This is a genomic window from Levilactobacillus huananensis (genome assembly GCF_003946145.1).
Taxonomy (GTDB): domain Bacteria; phylum Bacillota; class Bacilli; order Lactobacillales; family Lactobacillaceae; genus Levilactobacillus; species Levilactobacillus huananensis.
Genome location: NZ_RHOC01000003.1, coordinates 215,448 through 235,885, shown reverse-complemented (window position 1 = coordinate 235,885; position 20,438 = coordinate 215,448). Strand labels below are relative to the sequence as shown.

Here is a 20,438-nt window from a genome sequence, read left to right as displayed (position 1 = left end):
TGAAAACGCTTTCACATCAAAGAATACCTTATTTTCATGTAATTTTCAAGACAGATCCCTTCAGATTTACCATTTTATTAGAATATTTGATGGTATAATTGAACCATTAATTTGAAAGGGTGATTTCATGACGAAACTCGAACAGATTCAGCAGTGGACAGCAGAGCACCACGCTAGTATGACCTATTTAAGCAACCCCAAAACCATCCAGTACCTCACAGGCTTTGGGAGCGATCCTATTGAACGGGTTTTAGCCTTAGTTGTCTTCCCCGACCAAGACCCATTTATCTTCGCCCCTGCCCTAGAGGTCGAAGTCATCAAGTCTACCGGATGGGATTACCCCGTCATCGGTTACCTTGACCACGAAAATCCTTGGGCCATGATTGGTGACCAAGTCAAGGCCCGCCACGTCAACCCAACTCAGATTGCCATAGAAAAGGGGCAATTACCGGTTGCCCGCATGGAGGCGCTGGCTGGACAGTTCAGCAACCCTCACTTTGATCTGGACTTGACTAGTTTTATCGAGCACATGCGCTTGATCAAATCTGCCGAAGAAATCAAGAAACTCGAAATCGCTGGTAAATGGGACGATTTCGCCTTTGAACATGGCTTTGCTGCCGTTAAGGCCGGTAAGACAGAACAGTCCGCCGTGGCTGAACTGCAATACGCCTTGATGAAGGAAGGAATCATGGAAATGTCCTTTGGGAGCCTAGTTCAAGCCGGCGCTCACGCTGCAGAACCCCATGGTGCCACTAATGCCACGAAATTCCAAAACAACGAGCTCGTCCTCTTTGATTTAGGGACAGTTTATGACGGTTACATCTCCGATGCTTCTCGGACGGTTGCCCTCGGCACCCCTACTGCTAAGCAAAAGGAAATCTACGACGTGTGTCTTGACGCCCAACTGACGGCCCAAGCGGCTGTTAAACCAGGCATAACTGCCGCTGAACTCGACAAGATTGCCCGTGACATCATCACAAAGGCCGGCTACGGTGACTATTTCATTCATCGTCTCGGTCATGGTATGGGGATGAGCGACCATGAATTCCCATCCATCATGGCAGGAAACGACTTGGTCCTCGAACCGGGTATGTGCTTCTCCATCGAACCCGGTATCTACATTCCCGGCGTTGCTGGTGTCCGGATTGAAGACTGTGTTCACGTCACTGAAGACGGGAGTCTACCTTTCACGCACACCTCAAAGGAATTAACCTACGTCGGTTAAAGCGCTTTAAGCATTAGTTGTTAAAAAGCCTCGGTTTCGCAAATTGCGAAACCGAGGCTTTTTGATTACTCTTTCATTTATTCAGCGTCGGAACCTAGGACATCCGTATCTGAATTTTCATCTGATGTGTCATCGCTGTCGTCTTCATCAGCATCATCAGGTGCCAAATCTGGAACTTCATCACTACTCAAAACGATATCATCTGCCGGATCGTCATCGGCGGTTGCAGCCGTTTGCCAAGCCGGTGCATCGTCCTTTGCTTCCAATCGGTCGTTCAAGGCCTCCTTGAAGTCATCTGCAGCGTCTGCAGCGTAAAAGGCATAGTCGACTGCCCGATCTTTGAGAGCATTGTAGCGGTCACGTACGGCACCCTTGAGGGCCTCACGTTGTTCCAAGTCAAGCGCATGGTAGGCCGCATATGCTGCCCCACCTAAAGCTAACCCAGCTAATAACTTGTGTTTTGACATTCTAATGACTCCCTTTCTGTATCTTAATCCTTAGATTTATGATTTCTGTAGAGATCAAATGCCGTCTTACCCATGCGAGCCGCGATTGACGTCTTGGCAGTCGTCTTCGCCGTCTCACCGACGCGTTCCGTCAGATTACGGGTAGCCGTGTTCAAGTCAGAAACGCTTTCGCCTAAGTCTGCGGCAGCCTGAAAGACCGGATCAATCGTGGCGACCTTCTGATTGACGTCCTCTAACAATTCATTCGCGTTGGCCATAATATTTTCAGCTTGGTGACTGATGACGTCAATGTCTGACGTCATCGTCTTCACTGATTTATTAACTTCACCCAACGTTTTATTCATTTTTACTAAGAACATGCCAATGAAGAGGACCAGAATCAAAAACGCAATTGCTGCGATTAGGCCCGCTACTTGTCCACCGGTCATGACAACCCCTCCTTGTACTCAGTTACTTACCAATAGAATAGCATTCTCACCAAGTTGGTGCAATTAAAACCCCGAATTATCCCGGCTTTTCTCCATGGATGCTGGGCGTCATTGGTAAAATCTGCTAAACTAAAAACAACGTTTTAAATCTTAATCTAAGGGAGGCACGTTTCTTGACGGCCCTAATATCCACAACAGCCACGACTTCTAAAGGGATGCAACATTATCTAAATACCTTTAATTGGGAAGACCTCTGGCACCTGATTACCAGCCGCTTTCTCACCCTACTCTTCCTGACCGTTCTCTTTTTCTTTGTGAACCTCGTTGGGAAAGCGATTCTTAAACGGAGCTTCAAGCGGTATCTGAATCCCAAACTGGGATCCAACAATCGACTCCAGACCATTAGCATGCTCTCCATGAATATCTTCCACTACACGATCGTGTTCTTCTGGCTGTATGCCATGCTCTCTACACTGGGCGTGCCGGTGGGAACTTTAATCGCTGGTGCTGGAATCTTCAGTTTGGCTTTAGGGCTCGGTGCCCAAGGCTTCGTGAGTGATCTGGTAACTGGCGTCTCCATTCTCATAGAACAGCAGATCGATGTCGGCGAAACCGTCAAGATCGGCGCTATTGAAGGTGTGGTCACGGCAATCGGTTTGCGAACGACTCAGGTGACAAGTGCCGATGGCACCATTAATTTCATTCCTAACCGGAATATCACCATTGTCTCCAACCGATCACGGAACAACATGCGGGCCACGGTAAACATCCCCATCGCCCCCACTACTCCCGTCGAACAGTTACGACCCATCATCGAACAGGTCAATCAAGAGTTGCTGCCAAAGCACCCTGGTGTCATTGGGACACCCTTACCAACTGGGGTGGTCACCTTGCCTACTGGTGAACTGGTTTACCAGGTCAGTCTGGTCTGCGAGAGTGGCACTCAATTCTCGCTTCAGGCTATCTTTCTCACGGCCTATCTCAAAGCCATTCGCCAGGCCGGTATCAACCTGCCAGCGCATACGTCAACAACGGTTTAACCTGTTGTGATCAAACAAAGCCAGGACAATGATGTCCTGGCTTTTTCTAGTTCTTTATGACTGTCCCACACTGTGGATTGGCGTTTCCGCCGTCAGTTGCTTTGGTGTCACGTCATAATTAACGTGTAAGTTGTGAGCCAAATAATTAATTCGTTTTAAGAGTTCTCGCCGCGTAATAATTCCTTGGAACACCTGGTGATCGTCAATCAACGGGATAAATGGATCATCCACCAGGTAATTCAAAATGATTTCCAATTTTTTCGGATCATCAACCCAATGACCAACCGGTGACATCGCATCTGCCACCTTATAATGACTCAGCTGGTCAACCGCGGCTCCGGGAACTTGTAGTAACTTATCGGTAATTGCCGCTAGAGAGATCATCCCCTGAAGGTGATCATTCGCAGCCAAAACCGGAATCCGATTGTATCCCACCTTAGAAAGCACCATCAGTGCATGTTCCAACGTATTGCTGGCCGTGACATTGGCCACCACGTCGGCAGGAATAACATAGCTTCTGGTATCTTGCAGAAGCATCTGCTCGACAGCAGTATCAATCATAAGCTAAATTCATCCTTTCTAAGCCTTGACGTGGTCAAAGGTAAACTTGAGGTCAGCAATCGGTTGGGCCTTGCGGTCGACGTACTGGACCACCGTCTGGGTTGCCGTCACCGTAACTAAAGCGGCCGTCCCACCTAAATAGCGAAACTCACCGCGTGGTTGGCTAATACTGCCGGGATTCACAAACAAACGCCCGTCGACCTGTTCGGCCACCAGTCGATGCGTGTGACCGTAAAAAATAATGGTCGCTTGAGCAGATTGCGCCCGCAGATCCAATTGCGTTAGATCATAATTAACTTCATCATGATGCCCGTGGGTAAGCAGCACTTGCCGCCCCGCAACTTTAGGCGTCAATACTAACGGAAATCCAGCGTCGAAATCCATGTTGCCACCAACCGCATAGGCGTCTTTAAACCAAGGATCACTGGCTGGCATCTCGGAATCCCCGCAGTGAAAAATCACATCAGGACGCAAGTGATCGCGCAATGTCGACAGAATGGCCGTATCCCCGTGATTATCACTGACAACTAACCATCGACTCATCGTTAAGCCTCCCACCATTCGTCAAATTTCGGTAACATCGCAGCGGTTGCCTTGGCTCGATGGCTATGTTGGTTTTTCTTTGCCATCCCCATTTCAGCAAATGTTTGACCTTCACTGGGCACATAAAATAAGGGATCATACCCAAAGCCATCGTGGCCCCGTGGTGCGGTCAAGATCACGCCGCGAACCTCACCCGTTGCGACTAATTTCTTGCCATCGGGCTTAATCAAAACCAATGAAGTATGAAAGGCAGCCGTCCGCTTTTCGGCAGGCACACCTGCTAAGTTTGCCAGTAATTTAGCGTTATTTTTCGCGTCATCATGATCCCCAGCATACCGGGCAGAATAAATACCAGGTTCACCGTTCAAGGCATCTACCATCAGGCCGGAATCATCAGCTAAGACGGGTAATTGGGTTTCTTGGGCTACTGAAGTGGCCTTTAACTCAGCATTCTCCGTGAACGTTTTGCCAGTCTCGTTGACTTGCTTGAGATTGGGGAAATCTGCCAGCGTTTTAACAGTCAGTCCCTTTGGTTCGAAGATGGCCCGAAATTCTTGGGCCTTCCCTGGATTATTTGTCGCAACTACAATCGTGTTTGTCATTTGTTATTAACCTCCAAGGTTGTGGTAAGTTCGCTGAGCGGTAAATGAATAGCCCGAATCGGTGTTTGGTCTAACCAGTGATCGGCTAACTTGTTAAAGTTCACTACATCTCCGGTTGTATAGTACCTAGCTGTTGCGCCTACTTTGGGGTTAGCCAAATTCCAATAGTCTAGAAGTGACGTCACCATATTGGCCGTCGCTGTACCGGGATCTACCAAGGTCACTTGGTCCCCCATGACTTGTTGGATGAGTGGCCGCAAGAGTGGAAAATGAGTACATCCCATAATTAAAGTATCTATATCTTGATCCAGTAGTGGCGTCAAATCATCGGCTACCACTTGTTGTGCGTGCTCTGAGGTCAGATCGTTAGCCTCTACTAAAGTTACCAAATCCTGACAGGCCAATGAAATCACCGTATTCCGGTTATCCCTAGCTAGAATTGTTTGGCGATACTGATCACTCTTTATCGTCCCGGTAGTTGCAATAACCCCGATTCGATGGTTACGAGTGACCTGAGTTGCTGCCCGTGCCCCCGGGGCAATCACCCCAACTACGGGAATATCGAGTTCATTTTGCATCGTATCTAATGCTGCCGCCGTGGCCGTATTACAGGCAATCACAAGCATCTTAATATGCGCTTCCCGCTGTAAAAAATGCGCGATCTGGCGGGTAAATGTGGTGACCTCCGCGACCGTTCTCGGGCCATAAGGTAACCGCGCCTGATCCCCCAAAAACACCGTGTCTTCGGTGGGCAACAAGCGCTGTACTTCTTTAAGTACCGTTAAGCCGCCGACTCCTGAATCCATTAACCCAATTGGACTATTCTGCATGAATCAACGCTCCTTTGTCATTGCTTGAACCTATATTATCGCCTTTTTCTGAACCGGTTTCAAGCAACACCCCCACTAAAATCCAGATTCGGGGGATAAAAAAGGCTTAAATTTCGTTCCAGTCCAGCGCGGTTCCCTTTTTAAGGTATAATGAAATCAGAATCTAAACGGAAAAAGGAGTCAACTCTCGTGAAAAAACTCTACGAAACTGTCATGGAAGATACCACTGGTTCAGCCTACCTTCCTCAATTTATTCTCCGCGATGCTTTACTACCGGAACTTCTCGGCGATGACCAAGGCGCTATTGGCTATTGGGCTGGGAAGTCATTGGCCCGAAAGTTCCCAGTCGGGAATCCTAATGACGCCGCAATTTTCTTTGATCAGGCAGGGTTCGGCACTCTATCACTGGAAAAACAGACTGAACAGATGACCCGCTGGCAACTTGGCGGCGAGCCCGTACGTCTGCGTCTTAGGCTGGGGGCCGAAGCTGACTTCACCCTTGAGGCTGGTTTTCTTGCCGAAATGATGTCACAACAACTCGGCGTCGTCACTGAAGCCGAGCTGACTGAAACACCACGAAAACTGCGTAACCAAGCTGTGGTCTTTGATGTTTACACTGATCCAGACGATCTCATCCCCGACTTTGATGCACCGAAACCGCTAGATTTGCTCACGCCACCCACAACTGAGGGGCCACAAGACTAACTTCAAAATTTGATTTGATTCCAAAAGAAAGGACATCACCAGTAAAAACGGTGATGTCCTTTCTAATTAGGCTTCGAGATATTGATCTAAGATTTTCTTTAATTGGTCTTTAGAATGGTAACCCACAATGGAGTCAACCACTTTGCCGTCCTTTTTGACCAATAAGGTTGGAATACTCATGATTCCAAATGATTGTGGTGTATTCGGGTTGGCATCAACGTCCATCTTGTTAAAAGTAACGTTATCCATTTCCTCAGCCAACTGCTCAACGACTGGTGATTGCATCCGACAAGGACCACACCAAGTTGCCCAAAAGTCTGTCAGCGTCACGCCGGTTGCCGTATCTTTTTCGAAGGTTTTATCTGTTGTTTCCGTAACCATCGTATTGCCTCCCTTTTTCATCATGGCGGTCAGAATAGGCCGCTGGTCTTAACTTCAAGTCTCAGTCTAACAGACTGAGTTAAAATCACAACTAAGTTGCTTACAACTAATTAGTAGGTTACTTGAAACGAACCACAGTTGATCCATCCCCACCAGCATTTGCCGGTGAAAATCCAAAGCTTTTGATCCGATTGTTGCGCTTCAAGTATTCGGTAACACCTTTACGTAAAGCCCCGGTACCCTTCCCGTGAATAATCGTCACGGATGGATAACCTGCCAACAAAGCAGAATCAATATAGCGATCGACCTCGGCCATGGCTTCTTCGTAACGATGTCCACGCAGATCCAAGGTTGGTGACATGCCGTTAGATCCTGTCCGTCGAACCGTAGCTCGGGGCTGTTTGGCACTCTTTGCTGGATCCTTAGCTTTTTCCATATCGCGGGTAGCGATCTTCATCTTCAAGATCCCCAACTGAACTTCCCAATTGTTATCATCGAGTTGTTCTACGAGGACCCCAACTTGGCCGTAAGACTTGACCAGCACGCTGTCACCCTTGTGGAAGTCTAACTTGGCTTTCTCACGACGTAACACCCGATTTTTCTTAAGCTTTGTGTCCTGTTGAAGAGCGTTCAGAGCCCCCTGTGCGGCAATCAACTCGTCTTCCTTTACGACACTCTGACCAGCCGCCAACTGCTTCTTACGGAGGTCTGCAATGATCTGGTTGGCCCGCTTACGAGATTCATCAACCAACCGATTGGCTTCTCGCTTCGCATCAATCATCAGATGATCCTTTTGCTGCTGGTAGTGATCGAACTGTTGTTGTAACTGGCTGTGTAACTCGCCAGCATCCTTCAACTCTTGACTGAGTTGGGCCGCATCGGCATCTACGCGACGTTTTTGTTCGGTCAGGTCGCTAATCATAGCATTCAAGTCCTGACTATCCTGATCGGTTAGGCCACGAGCCGCGGAGACAATCTGCTCGGGCATCCCTAACCTAGCCGCAATGTCTAAGGCATTACTTCGCCCAGGAATCCCAATCAGCAAGTGATACGTTGGCTGAAGTGTGTCACCATCAAATTCCATGCTGGCATTGATTGTTTCTGGTCGATTATATCCGTAGGCTTTTAGCTCAGGATAGTGGGTTGAGGCCATAACGTAACTCCCAAGTGTCCCGATCTCATCGAGAATGGCAATTGCTAAGGCTGCCCCTTCCTGGGGGTCAGTCCCGGCTCCCAATTCATCGACAACGATCAGGCTTCGCTCATTAGCGTGCTTCAAAATGGCCACGATATTCTCCATATGACCGGAGAAGGTACTCAAACTCTGTTCGATAGATTGCTCATCCCCGATATCGGCGAAGATATCATCGAAGACCCCGATAACACTGTTTTCGTTAGCCGGGATGAAGAGCCCTGACTGCCCCATCAACTGCACTAAGGCCAGCGTCTTTAAAGTAATTGTCTTCCCACCAGTGTTAGGTCCCGTCACGATAATGGCCTTATAATCTTTGCCAATCGTAATGTCGTTAGCCACAACCTTGTGGGGATCAATCAAGGGGTGTCGTGCCTGTCGCAGATCAACTTGATTATCCAGGGAGAGCTTAGGTTCTGTTGCCTTCATGTGGTGCGCATATTTTGCTTTGGCATTGATAAAATCAAAATGTCCGAGAATTTCTGAGTTTCGCAGAATCTCAGCCTGATAAGGATCCAGCAAGGCTGTTAACTCAGCTAGAATCCGCTGTTCTTCATGCCGTTCGTCAATCTGATTCTGGCGTAGCCGGTTGTTCAGACCCACAACAGCTTGTGGTTCGATGAACAGTGTCTGACCACTAGCACTCTGATCGTGCACGATGCCCCCGAAACGTTGCTTATATTCGGCACGCACTGGAATCACGTACCGATCATCACGGATAGTCACGATGGTTTCGCTTAGATACTTAGCATCCTTGCCCCGCGTGTATTGATCCATGGTACTCCGGATAGCTGCCTCGGTCTGCGTGATGTGTTGGCGAATCTGACGCAGAGCCGGCGAAGCCTCGTCTGTGATGTGACCGTCCCCTTCCAGGGAAGTCCTGAGTCGTCGTGTCACTTCAGGCAACGTGACGAGCTCTTTCACAACACGATCCAGACGTTGTAAATCAACTTCTTTGTCGGCCAAGTCATGGAAGAACTTGACGACAGATCCGGTGGTCCACAAGACCCGACTGATCTGGGCCAATTCCAGGCCGTTTAACGCCGCCTCCATTGCCAAACGATGCAGGTGTGGCCGAATATCATCGAGCTTAGGTAACGGAATGCCATTCTCCAAACGATAGATATCTGCGCCATCTTTAGATTCGGCAAGCCAGATCTGCAGGGTCTTGGCGTCCGACGTTGGTTGAAGCTGGCTTAATTCATGTTGACCGGCAGCGGAGACTAAATAGCCCTGTAAGCCCTGCTTAATCCGATCGTATTCCATAATTTTTAAGGTTTTTTGATTCATAAGACGTTCCTTTCTCACGAACAGTCAGGCATCACGCCGCGAGCCACCAGTGCACAAGGCGTTCTGATAACAGTGGGGTCTCCTTGACGATCCACTGAGCCACGGGTGAGGCCTGATAACTATTCTGAAATGTCGTCATTGGTAATAGAATGAGTAAATTCAAAACTAAAAAGATCACCACATATCGTACCACGAGATTAATAAGGCCACCCCCCAAGCCATTCACTTGGTGAATAACCGGCAGTTTTGTCGCCTTGTTAACCATCTCGATGATGCGATGAACAATGAAAAATCCTACCGTCAAAATAGCCGAAAAGGCGAGGCCATTGAGGAAAAAGGAACTGCTCTGACTCGCAGTTGCCACACTTGCCGAACTATCCAACGAGAGGTCCCCGACGAATTTTCCAATTCCGGCGGCCAGTGGCCGTGATAGCAGGCGTGCCACGATCCATACCACAAAATAACCAATGGTATTTAGAATCTGCCGCAACAACCCGCGGCGATACCCCCGGTGAAATCCCAGAACCAGTAGGACGATAATAATCAGACTCAATCCCACCCTAATTCCCCGTTTCCGTGGAATCCGTCGGCTTGTCAGTCTGTTCATCTGCCATCTTCAGCTGATCTGAAACAGCGTTGAAGGCCATTAAAATGGCGGCATCTTCCTTGCTCATCTTAGGTGAGAGAGTCTTTAGTTGTTCAAACTGTTGGTTCAAAACTGTCGTGACTGCACGCATATGTTCGTCAGTCGCTTGACCCACAATCGTATAAGTCTTTCCAGCAATTGTGGCTTTAAACCGATGTGTCTGTTCCGTCATATCGATATTCCCCCTGTTTTGCATAACGCTTCATTTTACCATTAATCCGGGGAACGTTGCACGCCTTTCACCCGCCAATAGGTCATCACTTCGCGCCAAATAAAAAAGAGCGGAAGTCCTCCGCCCTTTTTTGATCTTAATGACTAGTTTTTCTTGCCGGCGTCGGGATTGATTTCCCCGTCAGAAAGGAAAGTGTTCAATACGGATTCAATCATATCCCATTCTTCGTCGGATTCGATTAATTGTAAATCTCCACCGGTTGGGTTGGCTGGATCGTCTTCGGCTGGTAAAGCATAAGCTTGGATGTCAACTTCCTCATCCTCGCTCTTACCAGACGGGTAAATCAAAATGTATGACTTACCAAAGTCATCGGATTCAAAGGTAAATAGGACATCGTATAACTCTTCATTACCATTTTCGTCAACTAACGTGATTTGTTCTTGGTCTTCGTTCATGCGAAACCTCACTTTTCTCGGGTTAATTTACCATGCCGATCTAAATAGTTCTGCAGGATTAACCCGGCTGCTAATTTATCAATTACTTTCTTTCGTTTGCGGCGAGACGTATCCGCTTGTTCCACTAACATACGCTCCGCTTCAACGGTTGTCAATCGTTCGTCCTCGAAGTCAACTGGCAAATGGAACCGTTCTGTCAGCATCTCACCATAGCGCTCTGACGCCTCGGCCCGAGGCCCCAAGGAATTATTCATATTCTTAGGTAGACCGACCACAAAGCCTTGGACATCATGTTCCTGGACCAATTCTGCGACACGGTCGATTCCAAAGATCTCTTCATCCTCATTAATCCGAATGATTTCAATCCCCTGGGCCGTCCAGCCTAAGGCATCGCTAATAGCAATGCCGACCGTTCGTGATCCAACATCTAGACCCATTAACTTCATGATGGTTTCACCGGTCCATTCTGATTCAAATAAAACCGGACTAACTCTTCGATGATCTCATCGCGTTCATGCTTGCGAATGAGATTCCGCGCATCATTGATACGTGGAATGTACGCAGGATCGCCTGATAGTAGGTACCCGACAATCTGATTAATGGGATTATATCCCTTCTCCTCAAGTGCCTGGTAAACCGTCACCAGGGTATCGTGCACGTCCTTCGGCTGGTTGGCGCCAAAATCAAAATACATCGTTTTGTCTAATGAACTCACTATGAAACACCCCCGTACTTCCTCACTTAGTCTCAATTTTACTCGATCAGGTGGCAAACTACAACGACCGCCACCTAATGTAATCTATTCGTAATACTGCTGTTACCAAGGGAGCCGCCCAAAATTTCTGAGCTGCTCCCCAAGTCACAATTTAAGTTAGATGACCTACGCTTGATCGGCTAACCAAGCTTCGGCAGCCGTCATCGCATCTGGTAAACCAGCTGGATTCTTACCACCAGCCTGAGCCAAGTTTGGCCGACCGCCCCCACCACCATTAATTTTAGGTGAGATTGCCTTGATCAAGTCGCCGGCCTTAACCTGTTTTTGCTTGTCAGCACTAACGGCCACAATTAAGTTGGCCTTGCCATTAACTTCGGCTCCCAATACTAACACATCAGAAAGTGATTGGTCACGCCAAGTGTCAGCTAGGGCCCTTAGTTGATCCATCTTAGACACCTGAACAGTCCCACTAATCAACTTGTAGTTACCAGCCTCGACAACATGATCGAAGACGGCACTGGCTTCTTGACTAGCAAGCTTGCCTTCTAAGGCCGCTTGCTTCTGTTCTAAGGCCTTAACTTGAGCTTGTAGGCTCCGGACCTTCTGTTCTACTTCAGTGTCCTGAGTGACCTTTAAATCGCCAGCCACGGTGTCCAAAATTTCACTCCGTCCTTGTAAGTAACGGTAAGCAGCTGCAGAAGTCACGGCTTCAATCCGCCGTACGCCGGCCCCAACACCGGATTCAGAAGTAATCTTGAACAGACCAATTTCATTGGTATTCTTCACATGGTTCCCACCACAGAATTCAGTAACAAAATCACCGGCACTGACGACACGAACAACCTTGCCATACTTTTCGCTGAAGAGGGCAATGGCGCCCATCTTTTTGGCAGACTCGATATCGGTTTCAACCGTCGTTACGGGAAGTTCAGCGAAGATTTTCTCATTAACGATAGCTTCGGCTTTGGCTAAGTCAGCAGGATCAACCTGACCGAAGTGGGTAAAGTCGAACCGCAAGTAGTCCCCTTCCACCAATGAACCAGCTTGCTGGGTATGTTCGCCAAAGACTTCTCGTAAGGCCTTGTCCAACAAGTGGGTTGCGGTATGGTTCTTTTCAACCTTGCTATGGAAAATCGTGTCAACCTTGAGCTGGTAAGTGGCCCCCTTCTTCAGAGGAGCAACAACCGTCAATGTGTGCAAGTTCTGACCGTTAGGCGCGTGTTGCACGTCGGCAACATGAGCAACCACGTGTCCAGCTTCATCCAAGATGTCACCCTTGTCGGCCACTTGACCACCCATTTCGGCATAGAACGGTGTCTTGTCAAACATGGCTTCGGCTGTTCCAGTCGTCGCTTCATCGGCCAGTTGATCGTCAACAACTAACTCAGTCAACGTACTGGTCGTTGCTAATTGCGTGTACCCCACATATTCACTAGGGGTCGTCACATTGATTAACAAATCGTGTTGGAGACCCATGGCCTTCTGCTTTCCGCGTGCATTACGAGCACGATCCTTTTGTTTCTGCATTTCAGCCTTGAAGCCATCAACATCGACCGTAATCCCTTGATCGTCAGCATATTCCTCAGTTAATTCAACCGGGAAACCGTACGTATCGTAGAGTTTGAAAGCATCGGGACCAGCAATCTGGTTACCTCCCTGCTTCTTCAAGTCAGCAATTAAGCTATTCAACAGCGTTAATCCGCCATCCAGCGTTTCACCAAAACGGTCTTCTTCAGAACGCACAACCTTAGCGATGTAGTCACTTTGCTTGAGCACGTCTGGGTAGTAAGACTGCATGATCTTACCCACAACTGGGACTAATTGGTCCAGAAAAGCGCCTTCAATGCCCAACTTTTGACCATTAACAATGGCCCGACGAATCAGACGACGGATCACGTACCCACGACCTTCATTACCAGGCAATGCGCCGTCGCCAATAGCAAAGGTAATCGCGCGAGCATGGTCGGCAATCACCTTAAAGGACACATCGTCCTCGTGGTTGGCCCCATATTTCTTACCGTCACTGAGTTCTGCAGTTTTTTCGATGATTGGCAAAAATAGGTCGGTTTCGAAGTTCGTCTTGGCATTTTGGAAAATAGAAACAACTCGTTCGAGACCCATTCCCGTATCAATATTTTTCCGAGGAAGCGGCTTATACGTGCCATCTGGCTCATGATTGAACTGTGAGAACACAATGTTCCACACTTCGAGGTAACGTTCATTTTCGCCACCAGGATAGTTCTCAGGATCGTCCTCAGCTAAATTATTGAAGGATTCACCTCGATCATAAAAGATCTCAGAGTCAGGACCTGAAGGCCCCTCACCAATGTCCCAAAAATTGTCCTCTACGGCGATGATGTGATCAGGCGCCACACCAGCAGCCTCCCAGTCAGCCTTGGCATCAGTATCTTTAGGATAAACAGTCATATATAGTTTATCTGGATCCCAACCAAACCAATCGGGTGATGTCAAGAGTTCCCATGCCCAGGTGATAGCTTCTTTCTTGAAGTAGTCCCCTACGGAGAAGTTCCCCAACATTTCAAATAACGTATGGTGACGGGCAGTCTTACCAACGTTCTCAATATCATTAGTCCGGATACTCTTCTGTGAAGAAGTTAGCCGTGGATTCTCAGGCACTACTTGCCCTGAGAAGTATTTTTTCATGGTTGCAACCCCAGAGTTAATCCATAACAACGAGGGGTCATCCTTAGGAACCAGGGATGCACTAGGTTCGATCGTGTGACCCTTAGACTGGAAGAAATCCAGGTACATCTGCCGAATTTGACTGCTACTTAGGTCTTTCATCTCTTAAATACCTCCAAAAAAAGTATAAAAAACACCGTTGCCTGTAAAGACGCCGAAGCGCGGTACCACTTTACTTGCAACGATGTTTTAATCGTTTACCTCTTAAACTCATAACGCTGAGTCGCGATGTTACTGAGGGAGCACCAGCATCAGACCGAATCGTTTTTCACAGCAACCAAAACGTTTCTGAAAGACGATCGGACACGGCATATCCTCAAAGTTTTATTTAATTGTTGTCCATTTGAAATTATAGGTGGCTGTCGTCGCCTTGTCAATCTTCGACAGCGAATATGTTTGTCTGGCGGGACTGACTCTATCCAGCGCCTTCGAACCTGGTAAAGATCTGAGGGCGACAAAACGCGGCCTCCGAATTTTCATCAGACCTCCAACCCGAGTCTCAAGGGCACCAACTCTACGGCTGACACAGTTTCCATTTTCAAAGATATTGTTTTATGCGATCTAGGCATTTGCGAACATGCTCGTTACCCATTCATTCTATTGGTAACGATCTGACTCGCGCTTACGCCGCTTTCGTTCGTTTCGGGCACTCTGCCGGGCAGCAACCCGCTTTTCTTGATCCTTACGACGATGAATTTCTTGCTTGATTTGATGCTTGTAACCAGGCTTGATCTTCTTCTTCTTTTTCTTCACGTAACCAATCAGTGAAGGATCCAGTTTTTGCGTACTCTTGCGCCGTTGTGTCCGTCGGTTTCGATCATAGGAGTCGACGATTTCGCCGTTACTGATCCGCTTAGGCTGAAACTTAATGCCCATCTTTTCAATTTCGGCAATTTTACCTTCTTCATCAGGTGTGTATAGGGTAATTGCCGTTCCTGGCATCCCCTGACGACCTGTCCGGCCAACCCGGTGGACGAAGAAATCGAGATCCTCTGGCACGTCGTCATTGATGACATGAGAGACTCCTTCGATATCAATTCCTCGAGCAGCCAGGTCAGTTGCGACGACGAATTGGTACTGAAGATTCTTCACTTCACGCATAACCCGTTTTCGTTCACGTGGCTTAATGCCCCCATGAATCATCGCAACCTTCAGGCCTTGTGCCTTTAGGAAATCATGGATCTGTTCTACACGGTCTTTGGTGTTGGCAAAGATCAGTACCAGGTAAGGTTCGCCCATGGTGATCAATTGATAAATCAATTGATTTCGGTTTTGACCCTTAGTCGAAATTAACCAGTTATCGATCGTAGATGAAATCACTGTCGCTGTAGGAATTTCTTCGATAACGGGGTGATTCATGTACTTCTTCAAGAATGGATCCAATCGTTGTGGGATCGTTGCGGAGAACACCATCATTTGAAGGTGGCTTGGCATCCGACTAGCAATCTTATCAACCTGGTCTAAGAAACCAAGATCCAGCGTCATATCGGCTTCATCAACGATAAATTGACGTGTGGTGTGGACATCTAAGGCCTGTGATTGGATTAAATCTTGTACCCGACCAGGGGTTCCGATCACAAGTTGTGGTTGATAATGATGTAATTTGTTCACTTGACGCTGCTTGTCAGTTCCCCCGACGTAGTTTCCGATCCGAATTTCAAATGGGGCTTCGGCGGCTAGTTGTTCAGCGGCAGCGTGAATCTGATAAGCCAGTTCCCGGCTAGGCGTGGTAATCACGGCCTGAACCTGGTTTTCTGACGTTAATTGATTAAAAATTGGCAGTAAAAAGGTATGGGTCTTACCACTCCCTGTTTGGGATTGGCCAACCACATCCTTCCCCGAAGCGATTACGGGAATTAATTTGGCCTGCACCGGTGTTGGTTCGGTGAAGCCAATCTTTTGCAAAGCCGTCATCAAGTACGGTTGCAAGTTGAATTGCTTAAAATTTGCGGTCATTCATTTTCTCCTTTATCGTTAGCCACTAACTCATCGAGTTCATGGATAACTTGGTCGATCTCGGCTTGGTCCTTGGCTGAAGCCCCACTGGCTAGCGCATGTCCGCCACCGCCATGAGCCTTCGCCAATCCATTGATAGATGGGCCCTTAGACCGTAACCGAATCCGGTACGTATGGTCTTTTGATTCTACAAAAATTGCCCAAGCAACCACTGTCGTGATCTTACCAGGTAGTGGCACCACCGCAGAGGTTGAGTCTCCAGTACCCAGGCCGAAGGGTTCCACCACTTCGTCACTAAGCTTCAGGTAAGCCGCCCCACTTGGCAAGATGGTCAGGTTCTGATAAACGTAAGCCGATAGCTTGGCCACAGCCGGTGACACTTCGTCTTCAGCCTGGTTGACCGTGGTTGCGGAGAAGTCATAGGTCATGAGTTTCCCAGCAACGGCCATTGTGTTCGCCGAAGTAGCAGGATACATGAAACGTCCCGTGTCCCCGACGATGCCGGCATACAGTAGTCGAGCGGCATCATCTGGCATCACCAGTTCGGTTCGATTAACGGCGAACCAATCATAAATAATTTCGGACGTGCTGGACGCCTGATCCAGGACCCATTGGAGATCCCCAAAAGCATCTTCATTAGGGTGATGATCAATCTTAATCACCTTAGCCCCAGTCTGCCAGCGTTCGTCGTCCACCCGTGGTTGATTGGCGGTATCCACGACAATAACCAACGCATCCTGATAGACATCATCACTCACGTCTTGGTCAGCCTGCCCCATCCAGTCGAATCCTGGATAGTGTTTGCCCACCGCGTAGATGGCCTTCTCCGGAAAACTAGCACGGAGAATGTCCCGTAAGGCCAGCTGAGCCCCGATACAATCAGGATCTGGTCGCTGATGACGGTGAATAATAATTGTTTTGAATTTTTTAATTTGTTCTAAGATGGCAGCTTCAATGGCCATAAATGTTCACCCATTCTCTATCCGATTTGTCGACCTAGTCGCGTCGATACCGCGTTTCAGTATACAAGTTTTACGGGGTAATATCAAAGGAAGTCGATCATTTTACCGGGTGATCGTCAAATAATGGGAGTGTGATGTTTTCAAATGCCAGCGGCGCCAGTCCTGTTAATGTGATGCCTAGGAGGCGAACTTCCTCATCAGACTGGGCTACCTCATGGTAAATGCCCAAAGCCAACTCATAGTAAATATCGGCATCGTTCGCGATAAAGTCCGCCTGAGTCACCCGCCGTGTCACGGTATTGAACTCGCTATCCCGTAATTTCAAGACAAGTGTTTTGCCATGACGCTGCTTTCGACGCATAGTCTCAGCCACCAGATTGGCGAGATATCGCAATTGCGCCTCCACCTCACCCAGTGTGGTCAACGGCGGTCCATAAGTACGTTCCTTACCAATGGACTTGCGTTCCCGCTGATACTCGACTGGCCGGTCATCAATTCCCCGAACACGTTGATAGAGGATATAACCGAATTTGCCAAAGTCATGAATCAAACTAAGTTGACTCCGTTGATAGAGGTCGGCTCCGCTGTGAATTCCGAGATCGTACATCTTGGGCACGGTCTTCTTCCCCACCCCACGAAATCGCGCGATCGGCAAAGCCATCAGAAAATCATGGGCCTCATCGGGCATGATAACACTAACCCCCACCGGCTTACGAAAGTCTGAAGCCTCTTTGGCTAGAAACTTACTGTAAGAGATCCCGGTCGAACAGGTCAAGTGCGTCTGATCGAAGATCTCCGTCTGAATGGCATGGGCCACCTGAACTGCCGAGTGTAGGTGGTGCTTATTCTCGGTCACATCAAGATAGGCTTCATCGAAGGCTACCGTCTCAATCTTATCGGTATACTCATGAAAAATAGCGTGAATCTGGTCCGACACCTGTCGATATAGCGGAAAGTTTGGCGTCTGGAAGATTGCCTTAGGACTCAGCTTGAGGGCCTCACTGGCACTCATCGCAGAGTGAACGCCCGCCTGACGTGCCACATAGTTGGCGGTCGCCACCACGCCCCGGCCCCCGGTCTTGCGGGGATCCTGGGCAATAATTAGTGGGTGACCTCTGAATTCGGGGTGGTCGCGTTCTTCAATCGAGGCATAGAAGGCATCCATGTCGACGTGGATAATCTTACGTTGCTTCTGCTGATCGGTCAGTTTCATTTGACGTCCCTCCTCCCGTAGACTAGTGCGGACTTGTCGTCATTAATACTTAAATTATAACCAAACATACGTTTGTCGGCAACGAAAATGTTTGTGCCTTTTTGAAATTTTGGACGAAAAAAAAACGACCACCAACTAAAGGGGTCGTTCGATAGGCTTATTCAGCATCACTGTCAGAGTCAGACGTTTCAACATCGTCCGTCTTGGCTTCAGCATCTGATGATTCTACTGGGGCTTCTTTTTCAGCTTCTTTTTCTGCAGGTGCTGCAACGGCTTGTGGCCCTTGCGCAGAAACGGCAGAAATGGCACGAAGATCAAATGTCAAGAAGATCCCATCACAATCAAGGGTAGCGGTCTTGTCGGTGTCGTTAATTTCATCAATAACCCCGTGTAAACGGCCGACGGTCACCACGTGGTCACCCTTCTTTAATTGGCTCATCATTTCGCGATGCTTCTTTTGTTGCTTTTGTTGTGGACGCACCATGATAAAGTACATCAAAACTAAGAATACAACTAAAATTGCAATTGTTGGTAAGGAACTGCCCTTAGCAGCTGCAACTGTTAAATTTCCAAACACTATCGTTCACTCCTTCATTTTATCTCTATTGAACAACTCTACCAGAATCCAGGGGTTCCGTCCAATTATTTCTAAAAGAACCGGCAAACACCAACTACCGCTATTTTATTAGTCGGGATGTGGCATCTCAATTCCGAGATGTTCGTAACCAGCAGCGGTGACGACCCGCCCACGCGCTGTCCGTTTCAGATAGCCACGCTGAAGCAGATACGGTTCATACATTGCAGCCACGGTTTCCGTCTCCTCACCCACATTGGCGGCCAACGTTCCAAGCCCCACCGGGCCCCCATCGTAGTAGTCAATCATGGTACGCAATAACTTGATATCCGTACGGTCTAACCCCGCCGAATCTACACGAAGTAGGTTCAAGGCGTGATCGACGATCGCGACATCAATCGTTGAATGATCGGGGGAAACCTCGGCGAAATCACGAATCCGTTTTAACAAACGGTTGGCAATCCGTGGCGTGCCACGAGAACGCAAGGCAATCTCATGTGCCCCCTCCGTGGCAATCGTGGTGTTGAAGATAGCGGCCGAGCGCTGAACGATCTCTTGCAAATCTTCAGTGCGGTAATAAGCCATATGTTCGACAATTCCAAATCGATCCCGCAGTGGTGCCGACAAAAGGCCAGCCCGCGTCGTTGCCCCAACTAAGGTAAACGGTGGCAAGGGGAAATGCACCGGATGAGCGGTCGGTCCCTGACCAACCACGATGTCAATATAGAAGTCTTCCATTGCAGAGTACAACATTTCCTCGACAATCTTAGGCAACCGGTGAATTTCATCAATAAAGAGAATGTCTCCGGGTTGGAGCTCGTTTAGTAAAGCCACCAGGTCGCCGGGCTTCTCGATTGCTGGGCCACTGGTCGTACGAATCTGTACACCCATCTCATTAGCAATCACCATCGCCATGGTCGTCTTCCCTAATCCAGGAGGCCCATACAACAGGACGTGGTCTAATGACTCTTCCCGTTGCTTAGCGGCCTGAATATAAACCCGGAGTTCGTGCTTGATGGGGTCTTGACCGATGTATTGTTGCAGCGTCTGAGGGCGAAGCGATTTTTCAATTGAATCTTCCCCATCATCGGCAGGTTCCGGTGAGACTAATCGTTCATCATCATCAGCCATATTTGCGGCCTCCTTTCACATTTACTTAGTCAGCAGGCGTAAGCCTTCACTGAGATAATCATTGGTATTGGTTCCGGCAAATTGTTTGAGTTTAGGCGTAATCTTCTTGACTGCCGCTGCTCGATAACCAAGAGCAGCCAGGGCCGCTAAGGCATCGTTGAGTTCTGGACTGACATTGCCATCCCCCGCCACTTCTGGCGTAAAAAGATCTTGACTAGCTGGTGCAGCCAAGTCATCGAGCTTCCCCTGAAGGTCCAAAACAATCTGTCCCGCTGTCTTCTTCCCCACACCAGGAAACTTCGTGAGAAAGCTGACATCGTTCGTCCGAATCGCTTGCATCAGGCCTTGGTGATCGGGATTAGCCAAGATGGCCAAAGCACTCTTAGGTCCAATGCCGTTAACGTTAATTAATTTCAAGAATAGTTGTTTTTCATCATAATCGGCGAACCCATACAGCGTCTGAGCTGAATCGCTCACCGCCTGATAAACGTAAACCGTCACGGGGGCTGTCCCCACCTGATAACGATATGGGTTGGCGGTATTGACCAGGTAACCAATGCCATTCACGTCAATAACCACATGAGTTGGGGTAACCGCCGCGATGGTGCCATGAAGGTATTCATACATGAGGCGTCTTTTCTCCTTTA

At 48.4% G+C, this 20,438-nt stretch carries 23 protein-coding genes; 3 read left to right on the top strand and 20 right to left on the bottom strand.

Features of this window, described 5'->3' with window-relative positions:
• Positions 1–127 precede the first annotated feature (127 nt).
• Complete coding sequence (locus tag EKM71_RS04430; protein WP_125573441.1) at positions 128–1,225, top strand: M24 family metallopeptidase; 1,098 nt, start codon at positions 128–130, stop codon at positions 1,223–1,225.
• 77 nt (positions 1,226–1,302) lie between these two features.
• On the opposite strand, the gene EKM71_RS04425 is transcribed toward EKM71_RS04430, so the two are convergent.
• Together EKM71_RS04425 and EKM71_RS04420 are read right to left on the bottom strand one after the other, a co-directional pair.
• Positions 1,303–1,692: a hypothetical protein gene (locus EKM71_RS04425; RefSeq protein ID WP_125573440.1), complete on the bottom strand. Its 390-nt coding sequence runs from the start codon at positions 1,690–1,692 to the stop codon at positions 1,303–1,305.
• 23 nt (positions 1,693–1,715) lie between these two features.
• Positions 1,716–2,120 carry a DUF948 domain-containing protein gene (locus EKM71_RS04420; RefSeq protein WP_125573439.1) on the bottom strand — a complete coding sequence of 135 codons (405 nt, stop codon included), beginning with the start codon at positions 2,118–2,120 and terminating at the stop codon, positions 1,716–1,718.
• Between the two features lie 215 nt (positions 2,121–2,335).
• On the opposite strand from EKM71_RS04420, the gene EKM71_RS04415 reads away from it, so the two are divergent.
• On the top strand, positions 2,336–3,160 hold the full coding sequence (locus EKM71_RS04415) for a mechanosensitive ion channel family protein (RefSeq protein ID WP_404819398.1): 825 nt from the start codon (positions 2,336–2,338) through the stop codon (positions 3,158–3,160).
• 54 nt (positions 3,161–3,214) lie between these two features.
• On the opposite strand, the gene cbpB is transcribed toward EKM71_RS04415, so the two are convergent.
• From cbpB to racE, 4 genes are read right to left on the bottom strand one after another with little or no spacing between them, the layout of a single operon-like run.
• Positions 3,215–3,721: a cyclic-di-AMP-binding protein CbpB gene (cbpB, locus tag EKM71_RS04410; protein ID WP_125573437.1), complete on the bottom strand. Its 507-nt coding sequence runs from the start codon at positions 3,719–3,721 to the stop codon at positions 3,215–3,217.
• Positions 3,722–3,739: 18 nt separating this feature from the next.
• Complete coding sequence (locus tag EKM71_RS04405) at positions 3,740–4,264, bottom strand: YfcE family phosphodiesterase (protein WP_125573436.1); 525 nt, start codon at positions 4,262–4,264, stop codon at positions 3,740–3,742.
• Between the two features lie 2 nt (positions 4,265–4,266).
• Positions 4,267–4,866: an XTP/dITP diphosphatase gene (locus tag EKM71_RS04400; RefSeq protein WP_125573435.1), complete on the bottom strand. Its 600-nt coding sequence runs from the start codon at positions 4,864–4,866 to the stop codon at positions 4,267–4,269.
• Positions 4,863–5,696, bottom strand: coding sequence for a glutamate racemase (racE, locus tag EKM71_RS04395; RefSeq protein WP_125573434.1), 834 nt, complete (start codon positions 5,694–5,696; stop codon positions 4,863–4,865). Before racE ends, EKM71_RS04400 begins: the two co-directional genes overlap by 4 nt.
• 189 nt (positions 5,697–5,885) lie before the next feature.
• Here racE and EKM71_RS04390 point away from each other — a divergent pair, with 189 nt between their 5' ends.
• The gene (locus EKM71_RS04390; RefSeq protein WP_125573433.1) at positions 5,886–6,401 is read left to right on the top strand and encodes a YslB family protein; all 516 of its coding nucleotides are present in this window, start codon (positions 5,886–5,888) and stop codon (positions 6,399–6,401) included.
• A 66-nt stretch (positions 6,402–6,467) separates the two neighbouring features.
• Here the strand turns inward: EKM71_RS04390 and trxA are convergent, their stop codons facing one another.
• The 14 genes from trxA to ruvA form a co-directional block, all read right to left on the bottom strand.
• The gene (trxA, locus tag EKM71_RS04385; protein ID WP_125573432.1) at positions 6,468–6,782 is read right to left on the bottom strand and encodes a thioredoxin; all 315 of its coding nucleotides are present in this window, start codon (positions 6,780–6,782) and stop codon (positions 6,468–6,470) included.
• Positions 6,783–6,900: 118 nt separating this feature from the next.
• Positions 6,901–9,264 (bottom strand): endonuclease MutS2, encoded by a 2,364-nt coding sequence (locus tag EKM71_RS04380; RefSeq protein ID WP_125573431.1) that lies wholly within the window; start codon positions 9,262–9,264, stop codon positions 6,901–6,903.
• 31 nt (positions 9,265–9,295) lie between these two features.
• Entirely contained in the window at positions 9,296–9,823 is a 528-nt protein-coding gene (locus tag EKM71_RS04375; protein ID WP_125573465.1) for a CvpA family protein, read from the bottom strand.
• A 1-nt stretch (position 9,824) separates the two neighbouring features.
• A complete protein-coding gene (locus tag EKM71_RS04370) occupies positions 9,825–10,082 on the bottom strand; it encodes a cell division protein ZapA (RefSeq protein ID WP_125573430.1) in 258 nt (85 codons plus the stop codon).
• Positions 10,083–10,225: 143 nt separating this feature from the next.
• Complete coding sequence (locus EKM71_RS04365) at positions 10,226–10,537, bottom strand: DUF1292 domain-containing protein (RefSeq protein WP_057878051.1); 312 nt, start codon at positions 10,535–10,537, stop codon at positions 10,226–10,228.
• 8 nt (positions 10,538–10,545) lie between these two features.
• Positions 10,546–10,983 carry a Holliday junction resolvase RuvX gene (gene ruvX, locus EKM71_RS04360; RefSeq protein ID WP_125573429.1) on the bottom strand — a complete coding sequence of 146 codons (438 nt, stop codon included), beginning with the start codon at positions 10,981–10,983 and terminating at the stop codon, positions 10,546–10,548.
• Positions 10,980–11,252: an IreB family regulatory phosphoprotein gene (locus EKM71_RS04355; protein WP_024746979.1), complete on the bottom strand. Its 273-nt coding sequence runs from the start codon at positions 11,250–11,252 to the stop codon at positions 10,980–10,982. The genes ruvX and EKM71_RS04355 overlap by 4 nt, the downstream gene beginning before the upstream one ends.
• 165 nt (positions 11,253–11,417) lie before the next feature.
• Positions 11,418–14,057 (bottom strand): alanine--tRNA ligase, encoded by a 2,640-nt coding sequence (gene alaS, locus EKM71_RS04350; RefSeq protein WP_125573428.1) that lies wholly within the window; start codon positions 14,055–14,057, stop codon positions 11,418–11,420.
• Positions 14,058–14,552: 495 nt separating this feature from the next.
• Positions 14,553–15,911 (bottom strand): DEAD/DEAH box helicase, encoded by a 1,359-nt coding sequence (locus EKM71_RS04345; RefSeq protein ID WP_125573427.1) that lies wholly within the window; start codon positions 15,909–15,911, stop codon positions 14,553–14,555.
• Positions 15,908–16,873: a DHH family phosphoesterase gene (locus EKM71_RS04340; protein WP_125573426.1), complete on the bottom strand. Its 966-nt coding sequence runs from the start codon at positions 16,871–16,873 to the stop codon at positions 15,908–15,910. Before EKM71_RS04340 ends, EKM71_RS04345 begins: the two co-directional genes overlap by 4 nt.
• Positions 16,874–16,970: 97 nt before the next feature.
• The gene (gene dinB, locus EKM71_RS04335; protein ID WP_125573425.1) at positions 16,971–18,086 is read right to left on the bottom strand and encodes a DNA polymerase IV; all 1,116 of its coding nucleotides are present in this window, start codon (positions 18,084–18,086) and stop codon (positions 16,971–16,973) included.
• Positions 18,087–18,243: 157 nt separating this feature from the next.
• Positions 18,244–18,663, bottom strand: a complete 420-nt coding sequence (gene yajC / locus EKM71_RS04330; protein WP_225417988.1) for a preprotein translocase subunit YajC — start codon at positions 18,661–18,663, stop codon at positions 18,244–18,246.
• A 108-nt stretch (positions 18,664–18,771) separates the two neighbouring features.
• Entirely contained in the window at positions 18,772–19,791 is a 1,020-nt protein-coding gene (gene ruvB / locus EKM71_RS04325; RefSeq protein WP_125573424.1) for a Holliday junction branch migration DNA helicase RuvB, read from the bottom strand.
• Positions 19,792–19,812: 21 nt separating this feature from the next.
• Positions 19,813–20,418, bottom strand: a complete 606-nt coding sequence (gene ruvA / locus EKM71_RS04320; RefSeq protein WP_125573423.1) for a Holliday junction branch migration protein RuvA — start codon at positions 20,416–20,418, stop codon at positions 19,813–19,815.
• Positions 20,419–20,438: the final 20 nt, after the last annotated feature.

Bases quoted from the DNA above. Each gene is read 5' to 3' on its own strand.
- EKM71_RS04430 (WP_125573441.1), top strand. From the start codon at position 128: ATGACGAAACTCGAACAGATTCAGCAGTGGACAGCAGAGCACCACGCT.
- EKM71_RS04425 (WP_125573440.1), bottom strand. From the start codon at position 1,692: ATGTCAAAACACAAGTTATTAGCTGGGTTAGCTTTAGGTGGGGCAGCA.
- EKM71_RS04420 (WP_125573439.1), bottom strand. From the start codon at position 2,120: ATGACCGGTGGACAAGTAGCGGGCCTAATCGCAGCAATTGCGTTTTTG.
- EKM71_RS04415 (WP_404819398.1), top strand. From the start codon at position 2,336: ATGCAACATTATCTAAATACCTTTAATTGGGAAGACCTCTGGCACCTG.
- cbpB (WP_125573437.1), bottom strand. From the start codon at position 3,721: ATGATTGATACTGCTGTCGAGCAGATGCTTCTGCAAGATACCAGAAGC.
- EKM71_RS04405 (WP_125573436.1), bottom strand. From the start codon at position 4,264: ATGAGTCGATGGTTAGTTGTCAGTGATAATCACGGGGATACGGCCATT.
- EKM71_RS04400 (WP_125573435.1), bottom strand. From the start codon at position 4,866: ATGACAAACACGATTGTAGTTGCGACAAATAATCCAGGGAAGGCCCAA.
- racE (WP_125573434.1), bottom strand. From the start codon at position 5,696: ATGCAGAATAGTCCAATTGGGTTAATGGATTCAGGAGTCGGCGGCTTA.
- trxA (WP_125573432.1), bottom strand. From the start codon at position 6,782: ATGGTTACGGAAACAACAGATAAAACCTTCGAAAAAGATACGGCAACC.
- EKM71_RS04380 (WP_125573431.1), bottom strand. From the start codon at position 9,264: ATGAATCAAAAAACCTTAAAAATTATGGAATACGATCGGATTAAGCAG.
- EKM71_RS04370 (WP_125573430.1), bottom strand. From the start codon at position 10,082: ATGACGGAACAGACACATCGGTTTAAAGCCACAATTGCTGGAAAGACT.
- EKM71_RS04365 (WP_057878051.1), bottom strand. From the start codon at position 10,537: ATGAACGAAGACCAAGAACAAATCACGTTAGTTGACGAAAATGGTAAT.
- ruvX (WP_125573429.1), bottom strand. From the start codon at position 10,983: ATGAAGTTAATGGGTCTAGATGTTGGATCACGAACGGTCGGCATTGCT.
- alaS (WP_125573428.1), bottom strand. From the start codon at position 14,057: ATGAAAGACCTAAGTAGCAGTCAAATTCGGCAGATGTACCTGGATTTC.
- EKM71_RS04345 (WP_125573427.1), bottom strand. From the start codon at position 15,911: ATGACCGCAAATTTTAAGCAATTCAACTTGCAACCGTACTTGATGACG.
- EKM71_RS04340 (WP_125573426.1), bottom strand. From the start codon at position 16,873: ATGGCCATTGAAGCTGCCATCTTAGAACAAATTAAAAAATTCAAAACA.
- dinB (WP_125573425.1), bottom strand. From the start codon at position 18,086: ATGAAACTGACCGATCAGCAGAAGCAACGTAAGATTATCCACGTCGAC.
- ruvB (WP_125573424.1), bottom strand. From the start codon at position 19,791: ATGGCTGATGATGATGAACGATTAGTCTCACCGGAACCTGCCGATGAT.
- ruvA (WP_125573423.1), bottom strand. From the start codon at position 20,418: ATGTATGAATACCTTCATGGCACCATCGCGGCGGTTACCCCAACTCAT.